The sequence below is a fragment of the Micromonospora sp. NBRC 101691 genome (assembly GCF_030269285.1).
GTDB classification, from domain to species: Bacteria; Actinomycetota; Actinomycetes; order Mycobacteriales; family Micromonosporaceae; genus Micromonospora; species Micromonospora echinospora.
The window spans coordinates 408,372-426,420 of sequence record NZ_BSTB01000001.1 but is presented as its reverse complement, the minus strand read 5'-3'; the positions used below and the strand labels follow the sequence as shown (position 1 = coordinate 426,420).

Here is an 18,049-nt window from a genome sequence, read left to right as displayed (position 1 = left end):
CCTCGTCGGTGACCTTCGGGGCGAACTCTGGCTAGTGCCTCCCGCACGCAGTCGTGGCAGCTCAGCTGTACGACACGCCGAGCGGATTACAGCTCAGGTAGCCACTAAGCCTCGGACGCCCGCTGGTGGCGGGGCGTGGGATCCGGACCGGGCGGCGGCACAACCTGCGGCAGTGGCAGGTCGGCCAGCCGACATCCGGATCCGAAGAACTGACCAGCTGCCAACTCCTGAGGACGGTCCGTTCCGGGTGGCGTCACGCCGAGGGCCTCGGTTCAGGCGGCGACGGCGGCGAGGGCCGCGCCCGCGCTGCCCAGCAGGCCGACCAGCACGATCCGGCGGAACACCGCCGGGGCGATCCGGTCGAACACCAGGTTCCCCAGCCACCAGCCGAGCGGCACGGCGGGCAGCGCCGCCAGGCTCAGCCGGAGCACCTCGGCGTCGATCCGGCCGGCCAGGGCGAACCCGGCCAGCGCGATCAGCCCGGCGCCGGAGAAGACCGCCGCGAGGGTGGCCCGGAAGGTGCGCGGGTCGTAGCCGAGGGAGTGGAAGGCGGCGACCAGCGGTGGCCCGTTCGTGCCGGTGGCGGCGGTGAGCACCCCGACCAGGACGCCGACCGCGCCGATGCCGACCGCCCCGGTGCGCAGCCGTGCGCCCGACCAGACCAGGACGACGCTTCCGAGCACCACGACCGCGATCAGCGCGCTGAGCAGCCGCTCCGGAAAGGTCACCAGGACCAGCAGACCGATCGGCACACCGATCAGGGCGGTGGCGGTCACCACGCCGGTCATCCGCCACCGCACGTGCCGGTGGTCCCGCGCGGCGGCGACCACGGTCAGCCAGATGTTGGTCAGCGCGGTCACCACCACCGCGGTACGCGGGTCGATGACCGTGGCCAGCAGGGGTACGGCCACCAGGGCGAACCCGAAGCCGCTCACCGACTGGGCGAAGGCGCCGAGGAGCACGATGCCGAAGGCGGCGATCAGCAGAAGCACCCGCAGAGCGTGACGCATCGACATACGGCGAGCAACGAGCGTTGCTGGAGAGCAGCTCAGCGGCGAAGAACACACCTGGCGGACGTTTCGGGGCCTACCCGGTGGAGAACATCCCCAGCGTTCTTTGTGATCATGCTGGTTCAGCAACCTTCGTCTACCACAGGGGGATCAATGATGATTCGCCAGTCGGCACAGGCCGTGGCGAACACCCGCCGGACCCGCCTCGGCGCGGGCTGGGTGCCCAGCCACCACGCCGAACCGCGCGAGTACCCGGTCACCGCCGGCCCGGTCGCCAACGACCGGCGGGCGCAGGTCGTCGACGACGAGATCGGGGCGACGGAGTCCTGCTGACCCACCCGCCGGGGTGGTAGCAGGGGTCCCCTGTTCACGTTTTTTGTCGAACAGGGGACCCCTGCACACATCGCAGCGGCGGCGGAGGGCGGCTCTGCACACATCGCAGCGGCGGCGGACGGCGGCTCTGCACACACCGCGGCGGCGGCGGAGGGGGTTCCTGCGTGCACCGTCCGGCAGCACTAGGCTCGACCGGGTGGAGCAGACACGAGGCCGGTTCACCGGGCCGCCGCTGACCCCCCGTACCGCCGTCATCTGGTCGGTGCTCCGAGCCGAACTGGACCGTCGCGGCGACGAGCAGTTGACCGTGCTCGACGTCGGCGGCGGCACCGGCGGGTTCGCCGTGCCGCTGGCCCACGCCGGGCACCGGGTGACCGTGGTCGACGCCAGCCCGGACGCGCTCGCCGCGCTGACCCGGCGGGCCGCCGACGCCGGGGTCGGCGACCGGGTGCACGCGGTGCAGGGTGACGGCGACGCGCTCGCCGGCCTGGTCGAGCCGGCCAGCGTCGACCTGGTGCTCTGCCACGCCGTCCTGGAGGTGGTGGACGACCCGACGCCGGTGGTGGCGTCGCTGGCGACCGCGTTGCGTCCGGGCGGCGCGGCGAGCGTGCTGGTCGCCGGGCGGGCCGCCGCGGTGCTCGGCCGGGCGATGAACGGCCACCTGACCGCTGCGGCGACCCTCGCCGCCGACCCCGGTGGCAGCACCGGCCCACGGGACACCCTGCGCCGACGCTACGACGCCGACACGGCCGCCGCGCTGCTGCGCGCCGCCGGGCTCGCCGTCGAGGAGATCCACGGGGTACGCGTCCTCGCCGACCTGCTCCCGGCGGCGGTCGCGGACGGACAGCCGGCCGCCCTGCTGGAGCTGGAACGGGCCCTGGCGGCGCAGCCGCCCTACCGTGATCTCGCCGCCCAGCTGCACCTTTTCGCCCGTCGGCCGGCGGGCCCGTCCGGCCGACCCGTCCGGCCCCCGGCATGACCGGAGCGTCGAGTCCGGGCGGGACCGGACCGCTGGACCCGGTCGCCCCCCGGTACGGTTCGGGCAGCCTCGCCGACGTGCTGCCCAGCGCGTTGGCCGTGCTCGGCGTGCCCGGCAGCCCCGACCCGCTGGGCCTCACCGCCGACCTCGACGGGATCCGCCGGGTGGCCGTGCTGCTCGTCGACGGTCTCGGCTGGTACCAGATCCCCACCGCGCGCCCGTACGCCCCGACCCTGTTCGGGCTCCATGCCCTGCTCGGCCGGCGGCTCACCGCCGGTTTCCCGTCGACCACCCCGGTCAGCCTGGTGAGTCTGGGCACCGGGGCGGCGCCCGGCGCGCACGGGGTGCTCGGCTTCCGGGTCCGGCTGCCGGAGACCGACCGGCTGCTCAGTCACATCGAGTGGGGCCGGGAGCCGGAGCCGCGGCACTGGCAGCCGGTCCCCACGCAGCTCGAACGGGCCCGCGCGGCCGGGGTGGCGGTGACCGTGGTCAGCCGCCCCGAGTACGACGACAGCGGCCTGACCGTGGCCGCGAACCGGGGCGGCGACTACCGGGGCGCGGCCGGCGCGGACGAGCTCGCCACCGAGATGCTGGCCGCGCTCACCGCCGGGGACGGGCCCACCCTGGTCTCCGGCTACCACCCCGACCTGGACCGGCAGGGCCACCTGCACGGGGTGGACTCGCCGCCCTGGCGGATCGCCGCCGCCGAGGTCGACCGGCTGCTGGCCCGCCTGGTCGACGGTCTGCCCGGTGACGCCGCGCTGCTGGTCACCGCCGACCACGGGCAGCTGAACGTCCCCGAGGAGCACCGTGTCGACCTGGACGCCGATTCCCGGCTGCTGGCCGGGGTGCGGGTGGTGGCCGGCGAGCCGAGGGTCCGTTACCTGCACGTGGCGCCCGGCGCGGTCCCCGACGTGGTGGACACCTGGTCGGCGGTGCTCGGTGACGCCGCCCGGGTGCTGACCCGCGACGAGGCGGTGGCGACCGGCTGGTTCGGGCCGGTGCCGGAGTCCCACCTCCAGCGGATCGGTGACGTGGTGGTGGTCTGCCGGGACACCTGGGTGGTCGTGGCCACCCGCTCGGAGCACCCGATGGAGTCACGGCTGGTCGGCTACCACGGTTCGGACACCGCCACCGAGATGACCATCCCCCTGCTGGTGGTCCGCGGCTGAACGTCGTACCCGCCGGCTAGCCTGCGGGGATGGGGCGTAGCCAGTCGTTGCCGCGCGGCGGTGATCCGCGTTTCGGCCCGGACGCCGACGACGCCGGCTGCCCGATCCTGCACGTCGACATGGACGCCTTCTTCGCCTCGGTGGAGGTCCGCCGCCGTCCCGAGCTGCGCGGTCGGCCGGTGGTGGTCGGCGGCGTCGGCCCGCGCGGGGTGGTCAGCTCCGCCAGCTACCCCGCCCGGCGGTACGGCGTCCGCAGCGCCATGCCCACCGCGCGGGCCCGGTCCCTCTGCCCGAACGCGGTCTTCCTTCCGCCGGACTTCCCGGCCTACTCGGCGGCCTCCCGGGCGGTGATGCAGGTCTTCCGGGACGTCACCCCGCTGGTCGAGCCGCTCTCCCTGGACGAGGCGTTCCTCGACGTGGCCGGCGCGCGACGCCTCTTCGGTCGCCCCGCCGAGATCGCCCGGCTGATCCGCGCCCGGGTGGAGCAGGAGCAGGAGCTCACCTGCTCGGTCGGGGTGGCACCGACGAAGTTCGTGGCCAAGTTGGGTTCCACCCGGGCCAAGCCGGACGGGATGCTCGTCGTCCCGGCCGCCCGGGTGCTGGAGTTCCTCCACCCGCTGCCGGTGGACGCGCTGTGGGGCGTCGGCGAGCGCTCCGCCGCGACCCTGCGTCGGCTCGGCCTGGCCACGATCGGCGACCTGGCCGAGGCGCCGCCGGGCATGCTGCGCCGGGCGGTGGGGGAGGCCGCCGCGGCGCACCTGCGCGAGCTGGCGCACGGGCGGGACCCGCGCCGGGTCAGCCCCGAGCAGGTGGAGAAGTCGATCGGCGCGGAGACCACCTTCGACACCGACGTCGACGACCCCCGGCAGATCCGCCGGGCCCTGCTCGCCCTCGCCGAGAAGGCGGGCGTCCGGCTGCGCCGGGCCGGTCAGGTGGGGCGGACGGTGTCCCTCAAGGTCCGGCTGGCCGATTTCTCCCTGGTGAGCCGGTCCCGCACCCTGGGCGCGCCGACGGACGTCACCCGGGAGATCTTCGACACGGTCTGGGCGTTGTTCACCGCTCTCGACCCGGGGCAGCTCGTCCGGCTGGTGGGCGTACGGATCGAGGGGCTCAGTGCCGCCGAGGCCACCCCGCAACAGCTCGCGTTGGGTGCTCCCGAACACGGATGGCGTGAGGCGGAAGCGGCGGCGGACGCCGCGGCTGCCCGTTTCGGGCGGTCCGTCATAGGTCCGGCCAGTCTTCTGGAGACCCGTGATCGGCGTCGGCGGGAAAATCCGCCCCACCCATAGGTCGTCCCGCTTTCCGACGCGCGAGGGCCCTCGTAGACTTGCGGGTAAGCAGCCGGTTGGCTGCCACGGTCTGTCGGTCCGAACGGGCCGACCAACGTGACCGGGGAGGAGTGCCGTGCCGCTCTCGGAGCACGAGCAGCGGCTGTTCGAGCAGATCGAGCGGTCGCTTGCCGAGGACCCCAAATTCGCCTCGGCCGTGCGCGCCAGCGACCCGCGTTTCCACACGCGGCGTCGCCTGCTCGTCGCTGCCGGCGTGATCATCGCTGGCCTGGCCCTCGTGGTCTACGGCGCGGTGATCAAGACCCCGCCGCTCGCGGTGGCGGGTTTCGTCGTGATGCTGGCGTCAGCGGCGTTCGCGGTGCAGTCGCACCGCCGGGCACAGTCGCCCGACCTGCACGTGGTCGGCGGCACCACCAGCCGGCGGCGTCCCCGGACGGCCCGCGCCGGCCGCCGGTCGTCGCTCCTCGACCGGCTGGAGGACCGGTGGCGGCAGCGCCCGGAGGGGCACCGCTGACCAACGGCTGACGGGGGTGGGGCCAGCGCCGTCCCGCCCCGCGTCGCATCACCGTGCCCAGAGTCCGGCGGCGTCCTGCCGGGGCCCTGGGCGCTTCGTCGATGGCTGCGCCCGCCCGTTGCGGCCCCGGGACCCTGGGCTCTTGGTTGATGGCAGGGCCCCTGTTGCGGCCCTGCCTCCTTGCGCCTTGCGGCCCTGCCCTGTGCCTTGCGGCCCTGCTTCCGCACCTCGCGGATCTGGCTTCCGCACCTCGCGGATCTGGCTTCCGCACCTGGCGGCCCTCTTGACCGCCGTCACCTGCACCGCCCTCGTCGCCCGCCACCCCGTCATCACCCGCAGCGCCGGCCCCCTGATCCGTCACCGCGACATGCGGGATGTCGGGGTGTTCGGGCGTGCGGAGGAGGCGACATGCGGGATGTCGGGGTGTCCGGGGACGACCGGGGACGAGAGGGACGACCGGGGGCGACGGGGACAGGGTGACGCGGGGCGGGGCGTGACGCGAACGCCCGGTCGGCCCGTCAGGGGGCCGACCGGGCGTCGGTTGCCGTAGCCGGGTCAGCGGGCCGGTCGGCCAGCCAGGAGCCGCCGGGGGTTCCACCGCAGCAGACGGGTCCGGGTCCGACCGGTCGCCGCCACCAGCCGGGACGACGCGTCGGTGACGGCGGCACGCCAGCGCAGCAGCACCGACGGCGGCAGGATCGCCGCGACGACCCGGGTGCGCCGGTCGGCCCGTGCGCCGAGCGCGTTGCGGACCGTCCCGAGCGCCGGGTGCAGCTCGCCGCCGGCCAACGGGTCCCGCGCGTAGCGTGCCCGCTCCTCGGCCCGTCCGAGGAGGCGGACCGCGGTGGCCGCCGGCTCGTCCTGGGCGAGGGCATCCCGGACCAGCCGGTCGGCGGTGGCCCGGGGGGTCTCCGTCCGGTCCACCCGGACCCGGTAGTCCACCAGCGTGTCGAGCAGTTCGTCCCAGGCGGCGTGTGCCCGGGCACGGGCGCTGTCGGCGTCCGCCTCGACCACCACCAGCGGACCGGTCCCGCCGGCCGGCCCACCGGCCGCGTCGACCGCCGTGGCGACCGGCGGGTCGGCCGGGGCGGCTCCGCGTCGGCGGCGCAGCGCCGACCGGCGCATCGCCGGCACGGCCAGCAGCACCAGCACCGCCAGGGCGGCGGCCAGCCACCACGGCCAGACCGGAGCCTGCTCCGTCGGGGCACCCGTGGTCGGGACGACCCCCTCCTCGATGTTCCGGTCGGCCTCGTCCGGCCCGGCCGGTCCGGCCGACGGGTCGGTCTCGCCCGGGGCGGCCGGAGCACCGGCCGACGGGGTGACCGGGTCGGGCGCGTCGTTGTCCGGCGCCCAGTCCGAGCGGGCGTTGCCCGGCACCCCGTACGCCGGGGTGGCGTCGAACGGCACCCAGCCGACGGCCTCACCGAAGTAGACCTCGGTCCAGGCGTGCAGGTTCCGGTTGGTCAGGACGTAGGTGTTCCCGTCCTTGCTGGTGCCGTTGGTGAACCCGAACGCGACCCGGGCCGGGATGCCGGCCGCCCGGACCAGCCAGGCCATCGCGGCGGCGTACTGCTGGCAGAAGCCGGCCTTGTTGTTCAGGAAGTCGACGATGTCCCGGCCGCTGGTGCCCCCCTCGGTGCTCAGTGAGTAGCGGAACCCGTTCCGGGCGGAGAAGTGGTCGTAGATCGCCCGGACCCGGTCGTAGTCCGTCTCGCGCCCGTCGACCAGCTCCTCGACCAGCGCGTCCACCTCGGGAGCCGGCGGCGTGTCGGTCAACTGCTGCACCATCGGGTCCGCCGCGGGCAGCGACGGGGCCCGGCGCAGCAGCTCGGGGGTGTAGAGGGAGCGGACGTAGTCGAACTCGTACCGCTTGCCGCGTGAGTTGTCCCGGTTGGAGTAGACGATCTGGAGGTTCGGGTCGTACTGCCAGTTGCCGTTGAGCCCGTCGGTGCGGACCGGTTCGGCGTAGACCGGCATCAGCGGCATGTTCAGGTCCCGGGTGACCTCGACGGTGGCCCGGTGGCGTTCCTGCCGGACCTGGGGCGCCACGCCCTCGGTGGGGTCGGGCAGGTTGCGGGTCACCGGCCGCCCGGACGGGTTGCGCACGTGGAAGCCGTTCGGGCGCAGCTCGTCGGCGACCCCGAACCGCAGGTAGAACGGGTTCTCCTCGGTGGTGGTCACCTTCACCAGGTCGGCCACCTCGGACTGGTTGAGCTGGCCGCTGAGCGAGGCGAACAGGTCCACCCGGCCGGGGCTGCCGCCGACGCCGGCCCGTCCGTTGCCGTCGCCGTTGCCCGACTGGAGGCTGTCCAGCAGCCCGCCGGTCATCCCGGGCACCGCCAGCGGCGCGAGCACCGCGACCACCACCCCGACCACGGCCAGCCGACGCCCGGCGCTGGCCAACGGCGAGGACTCCCAGACGTCGACGTCCCGGCCGTCGCCGGTGAACCGCCGGCCGAACCGGCGTACCCGGTCGATGTTGTCGCTGACCAGCAGCCACAGGTAGCCGGCCGCGCCGATCACGAACGGCACCGGCGGGACGCTCTCGACGTAGACCGCGACCGGCACCGAGTAGATGGCGAGCATCGGCAGACCGGCCAGGGCGGGCCGGCGCAGGCCCACGGCGAGCAGGTCGACCACCACGGCCACCCCGCCCACCCCGAGCACGGTGATGAAGAGCAGCGGGTCGGTGTCGGGCACCTTCACGCCGTACGAGCGCATGTCCTGCACCGAGCCGCCGACCAGCTCGCCGAAGTGGGCGATGGTGCCCGGCGTGGGCAGCACGGCGGCCAGCTCGCTGCCGCTGGGGAACATCCAGGTCAGCGCGATCAGCAGCCCGGCCACCATGCCGAGCGCCTGACCCCACAGCGGCGCCCGGACCAGCCGCAGCAGCGCGGCGGCCCCGGCGACCACCGCCACCGCGATGGCCGCCTGCACCAGCCACGTCCAGCGTTGGAAGATCGCCGACAGCGGCGCGGCGGCGAGCAGCGTCGCGGCTGCCGCCACCAGGCCGAGCCCACGGTTCGCGATCACTCGTCCCCCCTCACTTCACGCCACCGGCCACGGTCTCGGCCAGCGCGGCGCGCACCGCGAACCCCTGCGAGCCACGGGCCGCCTGCGGCCAGAGCGCGGCCAGCTGGCTGCCGTGTTCCACCCCGATCACCCGCCATCCGCTCTGCAACAGGGCGAGCGCGGCGGCGGCGTGGGCCTGCTGCGCCTCGGCCCGGGCCCGCTCCGGCAGGTTGAGCCAACCGGCGCTGTCCAGCAGGAAGGCCACGCAGGTGGCGCCGTTGCCGCGCAACGCGGCCAGCAACTGCGCCTCGGCGGTGCTGAGCGAGCCGAGCAGGGCGATGATCAGCCCGCCGTCGGCGCGTTGGCGGACCCGCTCCACCAGGGTGGTGAGTTCGCCCCGCTGCTCCAGCCGGACCTCGGCGAGATGGTCGAGGAGCACGCCGTCACCGGCGGCCTCGGTCGCGTCGACGTCGGCTCCGGAGCCGGTCACCAGGCGCAGCTTGTAGCCGGCCTGGCGCAGGTGCACGGCGATGCTCGCGGCGGCCGACACCGCCCACTCGAAGCTCGCCGTCGGCCCGTCGCCCCGGTGTCCGTACGCACGGGTGTCCAGCACCACCGTCGCCCGGCTCTCCCACGGCTGCTCCTCGCGCCGCACCATCAGCTCCCCGGTGCGCGCGGTCGACTTCCAGTGCACCCGGCGCAGGTCGTCGCCCATCCGGTACTCGCGGGTCGCCGCGTCGTCCTCGCCGTGCACCGCCACCGAGCGGGCCCGGCTGTCGCCGCTGCCGGCGTACTCACCGGGCAGCCGGATCGACGGCAGCGGCGTGACCTGCGGGATCACCGTGAGCCGGTCGGTGCTGGGAAAGGCCCGGCTCAGCTCGCAGAGGCCGAACGGGTCGGTCATCCGCACCCCGAGCGGCCCCACCGCGTACCGGCCGCGCACGTCGGCGCGGACGGTGTACGCCACCGAACTGGCCTGGAACGCGCCGAGCCGCTCCAGCACCACCCGGGGCCGGCTGCCCAGCGCGTACGGCAGCCGGTCCTCGATCAGCAGCGTGCCGGTGGGCAGGCGGGACATGTTCTGCAACCGCAGCACCACCCGGGAACTGGCCCCGACCGGCGCCCGGTGCGGGTCCAGCGACCGGACGCAGGCGAGCTTGTAGCGGCTGCGCCCGACGTAGGCGGCGGCGAGCAGGGGCAGCACGGCCAGCAGCACCGCCACCCGGAGCAGGTCCCGCTCCCCGAGCAGCAGCGCCGAGATCGCGGCGGCCACGGCGGCGGCCAGGAAGGACCGGCCACGGGTGGTGAGCCCGCGCAGCCCGTCGCGCACGGTCACCGCCTCCGCGGCTCGTACGCGGAGCGACCGTTCCCGCCCGCCGGCCGGGTGTCGTACGGCGAGCGCCTGCGGTCCTGCGGCACGGTGAGCCGGTGCACCAGGTCGGAGACGATCGCGTCGGTGGTGCGCCGGGCGAGCTGCGCGTCGGCGGTCGGGATGATCCGGTGCGCCAGCACCGGCACCGCGAGGGCCTGGAGGTCGTCGGGGAGGACGTAGTCGCGTCCCTCCAGCGCGGCGACCGCGCGGGCGGTGCGCAGCAGTTGCAGGGTGGCCCGGGGGGACGCGCCGAGCCGCAGCTCGGGGGCCTCCCGGGTGGCGGTGACCAGGTCGATGGCGTACTGCTTGACCGCGTCCGCGACGTGCACCTCGCGGACCGTGGCGATGAGCTGCCGTACGGTCGCCGCGTCGGAGACCGCCCGCAGGTCGTTCAGCGGGTCGACCGCGCCGTGTCCGTCGAGCATGGCCAGCTCGGCCTCCGGGCCGGGGTAGCCCATGGCGATCCGCGCGGTGAACCGGTCGCGCTGCGCCTCGGGGAGCGGGTACGTCCCCTCCATCTCGATCGGGTTCTGCGTCGCGATCACCATGAACGGCGTCTGGAGCTGGTAGGTGACGCCGTCGACGGTGACCTGGCGCTCCTCCATGCACTCCAGCAGCGCCGACTGGGTCTTCGGCGAGGCCCGGTTGATCTCGTCGCCGACGACCAGGTTGGCGAAGACGGCACCCGGACGGAACTCGAAGTCGTGGGTCTCCTGGTTGTAGACGCTCACCCCGGTGACGTCGCTGGGGAGCAGGTCGGGGGTGAACTGGATGCGTCGTACCGAGCAGTCGATGGACCGGGCCATCGCCTTGGCGAGCTTGGTCTTGCCGACCCCGGGGACATCCTCGATCAGCAGGTGCCCCTCGGCGAGCAGCACCGCGAGCGCGAGCCGCACGGTGGCCGTCTTGCCCTCGATGACCTGCTCGATGTTGGCGACGATGGCTTCACTGGCGGCGCGGAACTCGTCGTGCGGCAGCACGCCGCCCACCTCGTCCCAGGTCTGTTGTGTCAACGGGCCTCCCTCTCGTCGCCTGGACGGCAGCTCTGTATAGAGCACCTGGACCCGCCGTGGGGTTCGCGCGTCGAGCCTCTGATGCCGCAGGAATCACTGATATCTCAGGCTAACCATGTTTCCCGCCTGCGCCGAACGCCGCAGGTAGACGGTCGGTTACGTACCGAATAACCGTCCGACGGGGGATCTGTGCCGGTGCCGGACGAACCGCCCGCGCGGGCCCGTGGCCGTCCCGCCGGGTGGAAGCCCCCGACGCGGTCCGGTCGCCAGGCGGTACACTCCGGGTCATGGCCGGTTTCGTGCTGCTCCTTACCGGGCCGTGCTGATGCGCTGAACGCGCGACGGCACGGCTGCCCCTCCTGCGCGAGGGGCTTTTTTGTGCCCACGGGCCGACCACCACGAACACCGACCCGGCGCCCGTCCCCGCGACGGAGCGTCACCACCACGGCGTCCCCACCGGACGTCGACGAGGACGGCGTCCCCACCGGGGCGTCACCAGCACGGCCGAGGCGTCGGCCCCGGCGGCCACGAGCGAAGCGAGGACACGCGATGACTGAGGCAGCCGCGAGCGACATCCCCCCGTTCCGGTACACCGCGGCGCTGGCCGGTGAGATCGAGCAGCGCTGGCAGGACACCTGGGAGCGGGAGGGGACGTTCCACGCCCCGAACCCGACCGGGCCGCTGGCCGATCCCGGGCACCCCCGGGCCGGCGCGGAGAAGCTCTACGTGCTGGACATGTTCCCCTACCCGTCCGGCTCGGGCCTGCACGTCGGGCACCCGCTGGGCTACATCGGCACCGACTGCTACGCCCGCTACCAGCGGATGGCCGGGCGCAACGTGCTGCACACGATGGGCTTCGACGCGTTCGGCCTGCCCGCCGAGCAGTACGCGGTGCAGACCGGCACCCACCCGCGTACCACCACCGAGGCCAACATCGAGCGGTACCGGACGCAGCTGCGCCGGCTGGGCCTGGCCCACGACGACCGGCGTTCGGTGGCCACCACCGACACCGACTTCTACCGCTGGACCCAGTGGATCTTCCTGCAGGTCTTCAACTCCTGGTACGACACCGAGGCGCGCAAGGCCCGTCCGGTCACCGAGCTGGTCGCCGAGTTCGCCGCCGGCACCCGGCCCACCCCGGACGGCCGCCCCTGGACCGGCCTGACCGCCGCCGAACAGCGGAGGATCGTCGACGACCACCGCCTGGCGTACGTCTCCGAGGCGCCGGTCAACTGGTGCCCGGGGCTGGGCACCGTGCTGGCCAACGAGGAGGTCACCGCCGACGGCCGCTCGGAGCGGGGCAACTTCCCGGTCTTCAAGCGCAACCTGAAGCAGTGGATGATGCGGATCACCGCGTACGCCGACCGGCTGGTCGACGACCTGGACGCGCTGGACTGGCCGGAGCCGATCAAGCTGATGCAGCGCAACTGGATCGGCCGCTCCACCGGCGCGCACATCTTCTTCCCGACCGGTGGTTCCGCCGACGCGGACACGGCCCGCATCCAGGTGTTCACCACCCGGCCGGACACCGTCTTCGGCGCCACCTACATGGTGCTGGCCCCCGAACACGAGCTGGTCGACGCGCTGGTGCCGGCGGCCTGGCCGGCGGGGACGAAGGAGGTCTGGACCGGTGGGCACGCCAGCCCGCGTGCGGCGGTCGAGGCGTACCGGAAGGCGGCGGCGGCCCGCACCGATGTGGAGCGGCAGGCCGAGACGAAGGAGAAGACCGGCGTCTTCGTCGGCGCGTACGCCACCAACCCGGTCACCGGCGGGCAGATCCCGATCTTCATCGCCGACTACGTGCTGGCCGGCTACGGCACCGGCGCGATCATGGCGGTGCCGGCGCAGGACGAGCGGGACTGGGACTTCGCCGAGGCCTTCGACCTGCCGATCGTCCGGACCGTGCAGCCGCCGGAGGGCTTCGACGGCAAGGCGTACACCGGGGACGGGCCGGCGATCAACAGCACCGCCCCCGACGGTGGCCCGGACCTGGACGGCCTGGGGGTCGCCGACGCCAAGGCCCGGATCGTCGAGTGGCTGGAGGCGAACGGGCACGGCGCCGGCGCGGTCACCTACCGGCTGCGCGACTGGCTGTTCAGCCGGCAGCGCTACTGGGGCGAGCCCTTCCCGATCGTCTACGACGAGACCGGCGCCGCCGTCGCGCTGCCCGAGTCGATGCTGCCGGTCGAGCTGCCCGAGGTGGACGACTTCGCCCCGAAGACGTTCGCGCCGGACGACGCCGACTCGAACCCGGAGACCCCGCTGTCGCGCCGCCGCGACTGGGTCGAGGTCGAGCTGGACCTGGGGGACGGGCCGAAGCGGTACACCCGGGAGACCAACGTGATGCCGCAGTGGGCCGGCTCCTGCTGGTACGAGCTGCGCTACGTGGACCCGACCAACTCGGAGCGGTTCGTCGACGCGGAGAACGAGCGGTACTGGATGGGGCCGCGCGGCGCGGGCGACTGCGGCGGCACCGACCTGTACGTCGGTGGCCAGGAGCACGCCGTGCTGCACCTGCTGTACGCCCGCTTCTGGCACAAGGTGCTGCACGACCTGGGCCACGTGTCGTCGTTCGAGCCGTACCGCAAGCTGTTCAACCAGGGCATGATCCAGGCGTACGCCTACACCGACGCCCGGGGCGTGTACGTGCCCGCCGAGGAGGTCGTCGAGGTCGACGGCCGGTACGTCCACGGCGAGACGGAGGTGCGCCGGGAGTACGGCAAGATGGGCAAGTCGCTGCGGAACGTGGTCACCCCGGACGAGATGTGCGCGGCGTACGGCGCGGACACCTTCCGGGTGTACGAGATGTCGATGGGCCCGCTGGAGGTCTCCCGGCCCTGGGAGACCCGGGCGGTGGTCGGCTCGTACCGCTTCCTGCAGCGGGTCTGGCGCACCGTGGTCGACGAGGCCACCGGCGTGCTGCGGGTCACCGACGACCCGGCCGACGAGGCCACCCGCCGACTGCTGCACAAGGTGATCGACGGGGTCCGCGCCGACATGGAGGGGATCCGGTTCAACACCGCGATCGCCAAGCTGATCGAGCTGACCAACGGGCTGACCCGGCTGTCCGCCACGCCCCGTGAGGTGGCCGAGCCGCTGGTGCTGATGGTGGCCCCGTTCGCCCCGCACGTCGCCGAGGAGCTGTGGCAGCGGCTGGGGCACACCGGCTCGCTGGCGTACGTGGACTTCCCGACCGCCGACCCGGCCCTGCTGGTGGCCGAGACGGTCACCTACCCGGTGCAGATCAACGGCAAGGTCCGGGGCCGCGTCGAGGTGCCCGCCGACGCCTCCGAGGACGCGGTCCGGGCGGCGGCCCTGGAGACGGTGGCCGGTTCGCTGGCCGGCAAGGAGCCCCGCAAGGTCATCGTGGTCCGGGGCCGGATGGTGAGCGTGGTCGCCTGACCCGGTACGGGAGGGGGCGGCGGGTCCGCCGGCCCCTCCCGTCCGACGCCCCGCGTCCAGCCGGCGTTTGACCGCCGGGGGCGGGGGAAGACCCTGCGCTCAGGTCAGCTTCCCGAGGAGCGACGATGGCGGACGCAGGACGGGCCAGGAAGGCAACCGGGGCACCCAGGGCCCCGATGAAACGGGCTACGGCGGCGAAGAAGGTGGCCACGGCCACGAAGCGCGCCGCCGGGGCGACCGCGGCCAAGTCCCCGGGTGGGAAGCCCACGCCGACGACGCCCCGCGTCGCCCGGAAGAAGGCCACCTCCGCCACCGCGGCGCCCGCCCGCAGCCAGAAGGCGCCGGCCACGATCGCGCCGGCGAAGAAGGCGCCCCGGAAGACGGCGGCGAAGAAGGCCGCCCCCGCTTCCACGACCACGGGGACGCCGGCCCGTGGGGCGACCACCATGGAGTCGTTCGGCAACCGGCGGTCGCCCCGCGCGAGCCGCTGATCCGGCCGGTGCGGCCGGCGCGGTGGCCGACCGTACGGCGGCACCGCGACCGGCCACGGCTACCCGTCGACGGCGACTTCGGTCGACAGGCCGAGCCCGGCGAGCGCCGCCGCGACGAGTTCGTCCGGGGTCAGCGCCACGTCGAGCACCAGCACCGACTCGTCCGAGTGGGGCTGTTCCAGGGTGGCCAGCTGGGACTCCAGCAGGCTCGTCGGCATGTAGTGCCCGGCCCGCCGGGACATCCGTTCCCGGATCACCTCGGCCGACCCGTCGAGGTGGACGAACTCGACGTGCGGCGGCCCCTGGCGGAGCACGTCACGGTACGACCGCTTCAGCGCCGAGCAGGCCAGCACCGTCGACACGCCGTCGGCGGCGCGGCCGGCCATCCAGCCGGCCAGGTCACGCAGCCAGGGCAGGCGTGCCGCGTCGTCGAGCGGCACGCCGGCCCGCATCCGGTCCACGTTGGCCGGCGGGTGGAACTCGTCCGCCTCGGCGAAGACGAAACCGGCATGGGCGCTGATCCCCCGGGCGACGGTCGTCTTGCCCGCCCCGGACACCCCCATCACGACCACGTGGCGGGTCCGGGACGGGCGTTCCGGAGGACCGTCACCAGTCATGGACGGTGCCGTCCTGAAGCCGGTTGAACGGCAGGTAGGCCGGCACGTACGGGTACTTCGCGGCGGTGGCCTCGTCGAGTTCGACTCCGATTCCGGGTTGGTCGCCGGGGTGGAGGTAGCCGTCGGTGAAGGTGAAGGACTGCCGGAACACCTCGTTGGTGAGGGGCCCGTGCTGCATGTACTCCTGGATGCCGAAGTTGTGGATGGCGAGGTCCAGGTGCAGGGCGGCGGCCATGCCGACGGGTGAGATGTCGGTGGGGCCGTGGATGCCGGACTTGATCTGGTACTGGGCGGCGAAGTCGAGCAGTTTGCGCATGGCGGTGATGCCGCCGGTGTGGGTGACGGCGGACCGGACGTAGTCGATGAGCTGTTCGCGGATGAGGGTCTGGTAGTCCCAGACGGTGTTGAAGACCTCGCCGATGGCCAGCGGGGTGGTGGTGTGCTGGCGGACCAGGCGCAGCGCTTCCTGGTTCTCCGCCGGGGTGCAGTCCTCCAACCAGAACAGGTCGTACGGTTCGAGGGCCTTGCCCAGTTTCGCGGCCTGGATGGGGGTCATCCGGTGGTGGCCGTCGTGCAGCAGCGGCAGTTCCGGGCCGAACTCGTTGCGGACCGCCTCGAACACGCCGGGCAGGTGACGCAGGTAGGAGCGGGTGTCCCAGTCCTCCTCGGCGGGCAGCGGGGTGCGCTGGGCCGGTTCGTAGTCGTACCGGGTGCCGCCGCTGCTGGGCTGCGCGGCGACCCCGTACACGGCGTTGATGCCGGGCACGGAGGTCTGCACGCGGATCGACCGGAAACCGAGGTCGAGGTGGTGCCGGATCGAGTCGAACAGCTCCGGCAGGTCCCGGCCGGAGGCGTGCCCGTAGGCCATGATGCCGGTCCGGGACGCCCCGCCCAGCAACTGGTACAGCGGCATGCCGGCGGCCTTGGCCTTGATGTCCCACAGGGCGACGTCCACCGCGGCGATGGCGGCCATGGTCACCGGCCCGCGCCGCCAGTACGCCGACCGGTACAGGAACTGCCAGGTGTCCTCGATCCGGTGCGGATCCCGGCCGACCAACAACGGAGCGACGTGGTCGCGCAGGTACGAGGCGACCGAGAGCTCCCGGCCGTTGAGCGTGCCATCGCCCAGACCAGTGACACCCTCGTCAGTGGTGATCTTCAAGGTGACGAAGTTGCGGTCAGGGCTGGAGACGATGACGTCGACTGCGACGATCTTCACGGGATGCCTTTCTTCCTTGAGGGGTGCGCGGGCGCGGCTAGCGGATGACGCTTCCCGCCTCGTGGCCGTCCAGGAGGGACAGTTCGGCGCGGCGCGGCAGCCCCTCCCAGTCGCCCGGACTGGAGACCGCGAACGCGCCGAGGGTGGCCGCGCGGCGCAGCCGACCGGGCAGGTCGAGTCCGTCGAACCAGCCGGAGAGGTAGCCGGCGGTGAACGCGTCCCCGGCACCGACGGTGTCGACGGCGGTCACGGCCAGCGCCCCGGCGTGCCGGACGCCGTCCGGGGTGTGCGCGCGGGCGCCGTCCGCGCCCAGCTTGACCAGCACCGTGTGCACGCCCCGCCGGAACAGGTCCGCCACGACGGTGGACTCGTCGGCCCCCGGCTCGCCGAGGAGGTCCAGCTCGTCGGCGGAGGCGACGACGGTCGAGACGTGGTCCGCCAGCGGGGTGAGCACCGCACGGGCGGCGTCGCGGGACCAGAGCCGGGCGCGGTAGTTGACGTCGAGGCACACCGGGATCCCCGCGTTCGCGGCGGTCTCGGCCGCCCACCGGGTCGCCGCGCGGGCGGTGTCGGAGAGCGCCGGGGTGATCCCGGTCAGGTGCAGCAGCCGCGCTCCGGCGGCCAGCGGCGCGCGCAGGTCGTCGACGCGGAGCGCGGACCCGGCCGATCCGGCCCGGCGGTACTCCGCCCGGGTCAGGTCGGCGGTGCGCCGCTCCAGGATCATCAGGCCGGTCGGCCGGTCGGGATCGCGGATCACGCCGTCGACACCGACGCCCTCGGCGCGTAGCTGCCGCAGCACGTACTCGCCGAACTCGTCGGTGCCGACCCGGCCGGCCCAGGCGGCCCGGTGACCCAGCCGGGCCACCCCCACCGCCACGTTGGACTCCGCGCCGGCCAGGTGCATGGTCAGCGACCCCCCGGCGGCGAGCGGTCCGGTCGAGCGCAGCGACACCATGGACTCGCCGAGGGTGAGCAGATCCGGCGCGCTCATGATCCGGCCGATTCCCCGACGGCGTCGAGGTAGGTCCGCGCCCGTACCCGCAGGGCGGCCAGGTCGCCGCCGGAGGCGGCGTCGCCCACCAGCGGCCCGCCGACGCCGACCGCGATCGCGCCGGCCCCGAGGTAGCCGGGCACGTCGGCCAGGCCGACGCCGCCGACCGCGACGAACGGGATGTCGGGGAACGGGTCGCGCACCGCCCGGAGGTACGCCGGTCCGCCGACCGACGCCGGGAACAGCTTGACCGCCGACGCCCCCATCCGCATCGCGGTGTACGCCTCGGTCGGGGTGAGCGCCCCGGCGGCGACCGGGAGCCCACGGCCCGCCGCCTCGGCGATCGACTCGACCACGGCCGGCGTCACCACGAACTGCGCCCCGGCGGCGGCCACGTCGGCCACGTCGGCGGCGGTGAGCACGGTGCCCGCGCCGACCAGGGCCCCGGCGGGGGCGACCGCGCGCAGCGCCGCGACGGCCCGGACCGCGTCCGGTGTGGTGAGGGCGACCTCGACGAGGCGTACGCCCTCCTCCAGCAGGGCGGTGCCCGCGGCGATCGCGCCGGCGGTGTCGGTGCCCCGGATCACCGCGAGGAGACGGGCGGCGGCGAGTTCCGCGCCGAGGTCGAGGGTCAT

15 protein-coding genes are annotated in these 18,049 nt (G+C 74.0%); 7 read left to right on the top strand and 8 right to left on the bottom strand.

What is annotated here, in order from left to right:
- Nucleotides 1-272 precede the first annotated feature (272 nt).
- Nucleotides 273-992, bottom strand: coding sequence for a sulfite exporter TauE/SafE family protein (locus QSK20_RS01800; RefSeq protein WP_285786779.1), 720 nt, complete (start codon nt 990-992; stop codon nt 273-275).
- Between the two features lie 171 nt (nt 993-1,163).
- Here QSK20_RS01800 and QSK20_RS01795 point away from each other — a divergent pair, with 171 nt between their 5' ends.
- The 5 genes from QSK20_RS01795 (at nt 1,164) to QSK20_RS01775 (ending at nt 5,297) form a co-directional block, all read left to right on the top strand.
- A complete protein-coding gene (locus QSK20_RS01795; protein WP_285786778.1) occupies nt 1,164-1,343 on the top strand; it encodes a hypothetical protein in 180 nt (59 codons plus the stop codon).
- 196 nt (nt 1,344-1,539) lie between these two features.
- A complete protein-coding gene (locus QSK20_RS01790) occupies nt 1,540-2,322 on the top strand; it encodes a methyltransferase domain-containing protein (protein WP_285786777.1) in 783 nt (260 codons plus the stop codon).
- The gene (locus tag QSK20_RS01785; protein WP_285786776.1) at nt 2,319-3,494 is read left to right on the top strand and encodes an alkaline phosphatase family protein; all 1,176 of its coding nucleotides are present in this window, start codon (nt 2,319-2,321) and stop codon (nt 3,492-3,494) included. Before QSK20_RS01790 ends, QSK20_RS01785 begins: the two co-directional genes overlap by 4 nt.
- A 29-nt stretch (nt 3,495-3,523) precedes the next feature.
- Nucleotides 3,524-4,783 carry a DNA polymerase IV gene (locus tag QSK20_RS01780; protein WP_285786775.1) on the top strand — a complete coding sequence of 420 codons (1,260 nt, stop codon included), beginning with the start codon at nt 3,524-3,526 and terminating at the stop codon, nt 4,781-4,783.
- Nucleotides 4,784-4,898: 115 nt separating this feature from the next.
- Nucleotides 4,899-5,297, top strand: a complete 399-nt coding sequence (locus QSK20_RS01775; protein ID WP_285786774.1) for an SCO2097 family morphological protein — start codon at nt 4,899-4,901, stop codon at nt 5,295-5,297.
- Between the two features lie 555 nt (nt 5,298-5,852).
- Here the strand turns inward: QSK20_RS01775 and QSK20_RS01770 are convergent.
- From QSK20_RS01770 to QSK20_RS01760, 3 genes are read right to left on the bottom strand one after another with little or no spacing between them, the layout of a single operon-like run.
- Entirely contained in the window at nt 5,853-8,330 is a 2,478-nt protein-coding gene (locus tag QSK20_RS01770; protein WP_285786773.1) for a transglutaminase TgpA family protein, read from the bottom strand.
- Nucleotides 8,331-8,340: 10 nt separating this feature from the next.
- Nucleotides 8,341-9,639, bottom strand: coding sequence for a DUF58 domain-containing protein (locus QSK20_RS01765; protein ID WP_285787181.1), 1,299 nt, complete (start codon nt 9,637-9,639; stop codon nt 8,341-8,343).
- A 2-nt stretch (nt 9,640-9,641) separates the two neighbouring features.
- Complete coding sequence (locus QSK20_RS01760; protein WP_285786772.1) at nt 9,642-10,694, bottom strand: AAA family ATPase; 1,053 nt, start codon at nt 10,692-10,694, stop codon at nt 9,642-9,644.
- Nucleotides 10,695-11,243: 549 nt separating this feature from the next.
- Here QSK20_RS01760 and leuS point away from each other — a divergent pair.
- Complete coding sequence (gene leuS / locus QSK20_RS01755) at nt 11,244-14,096, top strand: leucine--tRNA ligase (RefSeq protein ID WP_285786771.1); 2,853 nt, start codon at nt 11,244-11,246, stop codon at nt 14,094-14,096.
- A 176-nt stretch (nt 14,097-14,272) separates the two neighbouring features.
- Complete coding sequence (locus QSK20_RS01750; RefSeq protein ID WP_285786770.1) at nt 14,273-14,587, top strand: hypothetical protein; 315 nt, start codon at nt 14,273-14,275, stop codon at nt 14,585-14,587.
- 59 nt (nt 14,588-14,646) lie between these two features.
- Here QSK20_RS01750 and QSK20_RS01745 read toward each other — a convergent pair whose 3' ends face one another.
- From QSK20_RS01745 to QSK20_RS01730, 4 genes are read right to left on the bottom strand one after another with little or no spacing between them, the layout of a single operon-like run.
- Entirely contained in the window at nt 14,647-15,204 is a 558-nt protein-coding gene (locus tag QSK20_RS01745) for a gluconokinase (protein ID WP_285786769.1), read from the bottom strand.
- On the bottom strand, nt 15,194-16,423 hold the full coding sequence (manD, locus tag QSK20_RS01740; protein ID WP_285786768.1) for a D-mannonate dehydratase ManD: 1,230 nt from the start codon (nt 16,421-16,423) through the stop codon (nt 15,194-15,196). Before manD ends, QSK20_RS01745 begins: the two co-directional genes overlap by 11 nt.
- Nucleotides 16,424-16,460: 37 nt before the next feature.
- Nucleotides 16,461-17,414 carry a sugar kinase gene (locus QSK20_RS01735; RefSeq protein ID WP_285786767.1) on the bottom strand — a complete coding sequence of 318 codons (954 nt, stop codon included), beginning with the start codon at nt 17,412-17,414 and terminating at the stop codon, nt 16,461-16,463.
- The gene (locus QSK20_RS01730; protein ID WP_285786766.1) at nt 17,411-18,049 is read right to left on the bottom strand and encodes a bifunctional 4-hydroxy-2-oxoglutarate aldolase/2-dehydro-3-deoxy-phosphogluconate aldolase; all 639 of its coding nucleotides are present in this window, start codon (nt 18,047-18,049) and stop codon (nt 17,411-17,413) included. The genes QSK20_RS01735 and QSK20_RS01730 overlap by 4 nt, the downstream gene beginning before the upstream one ends.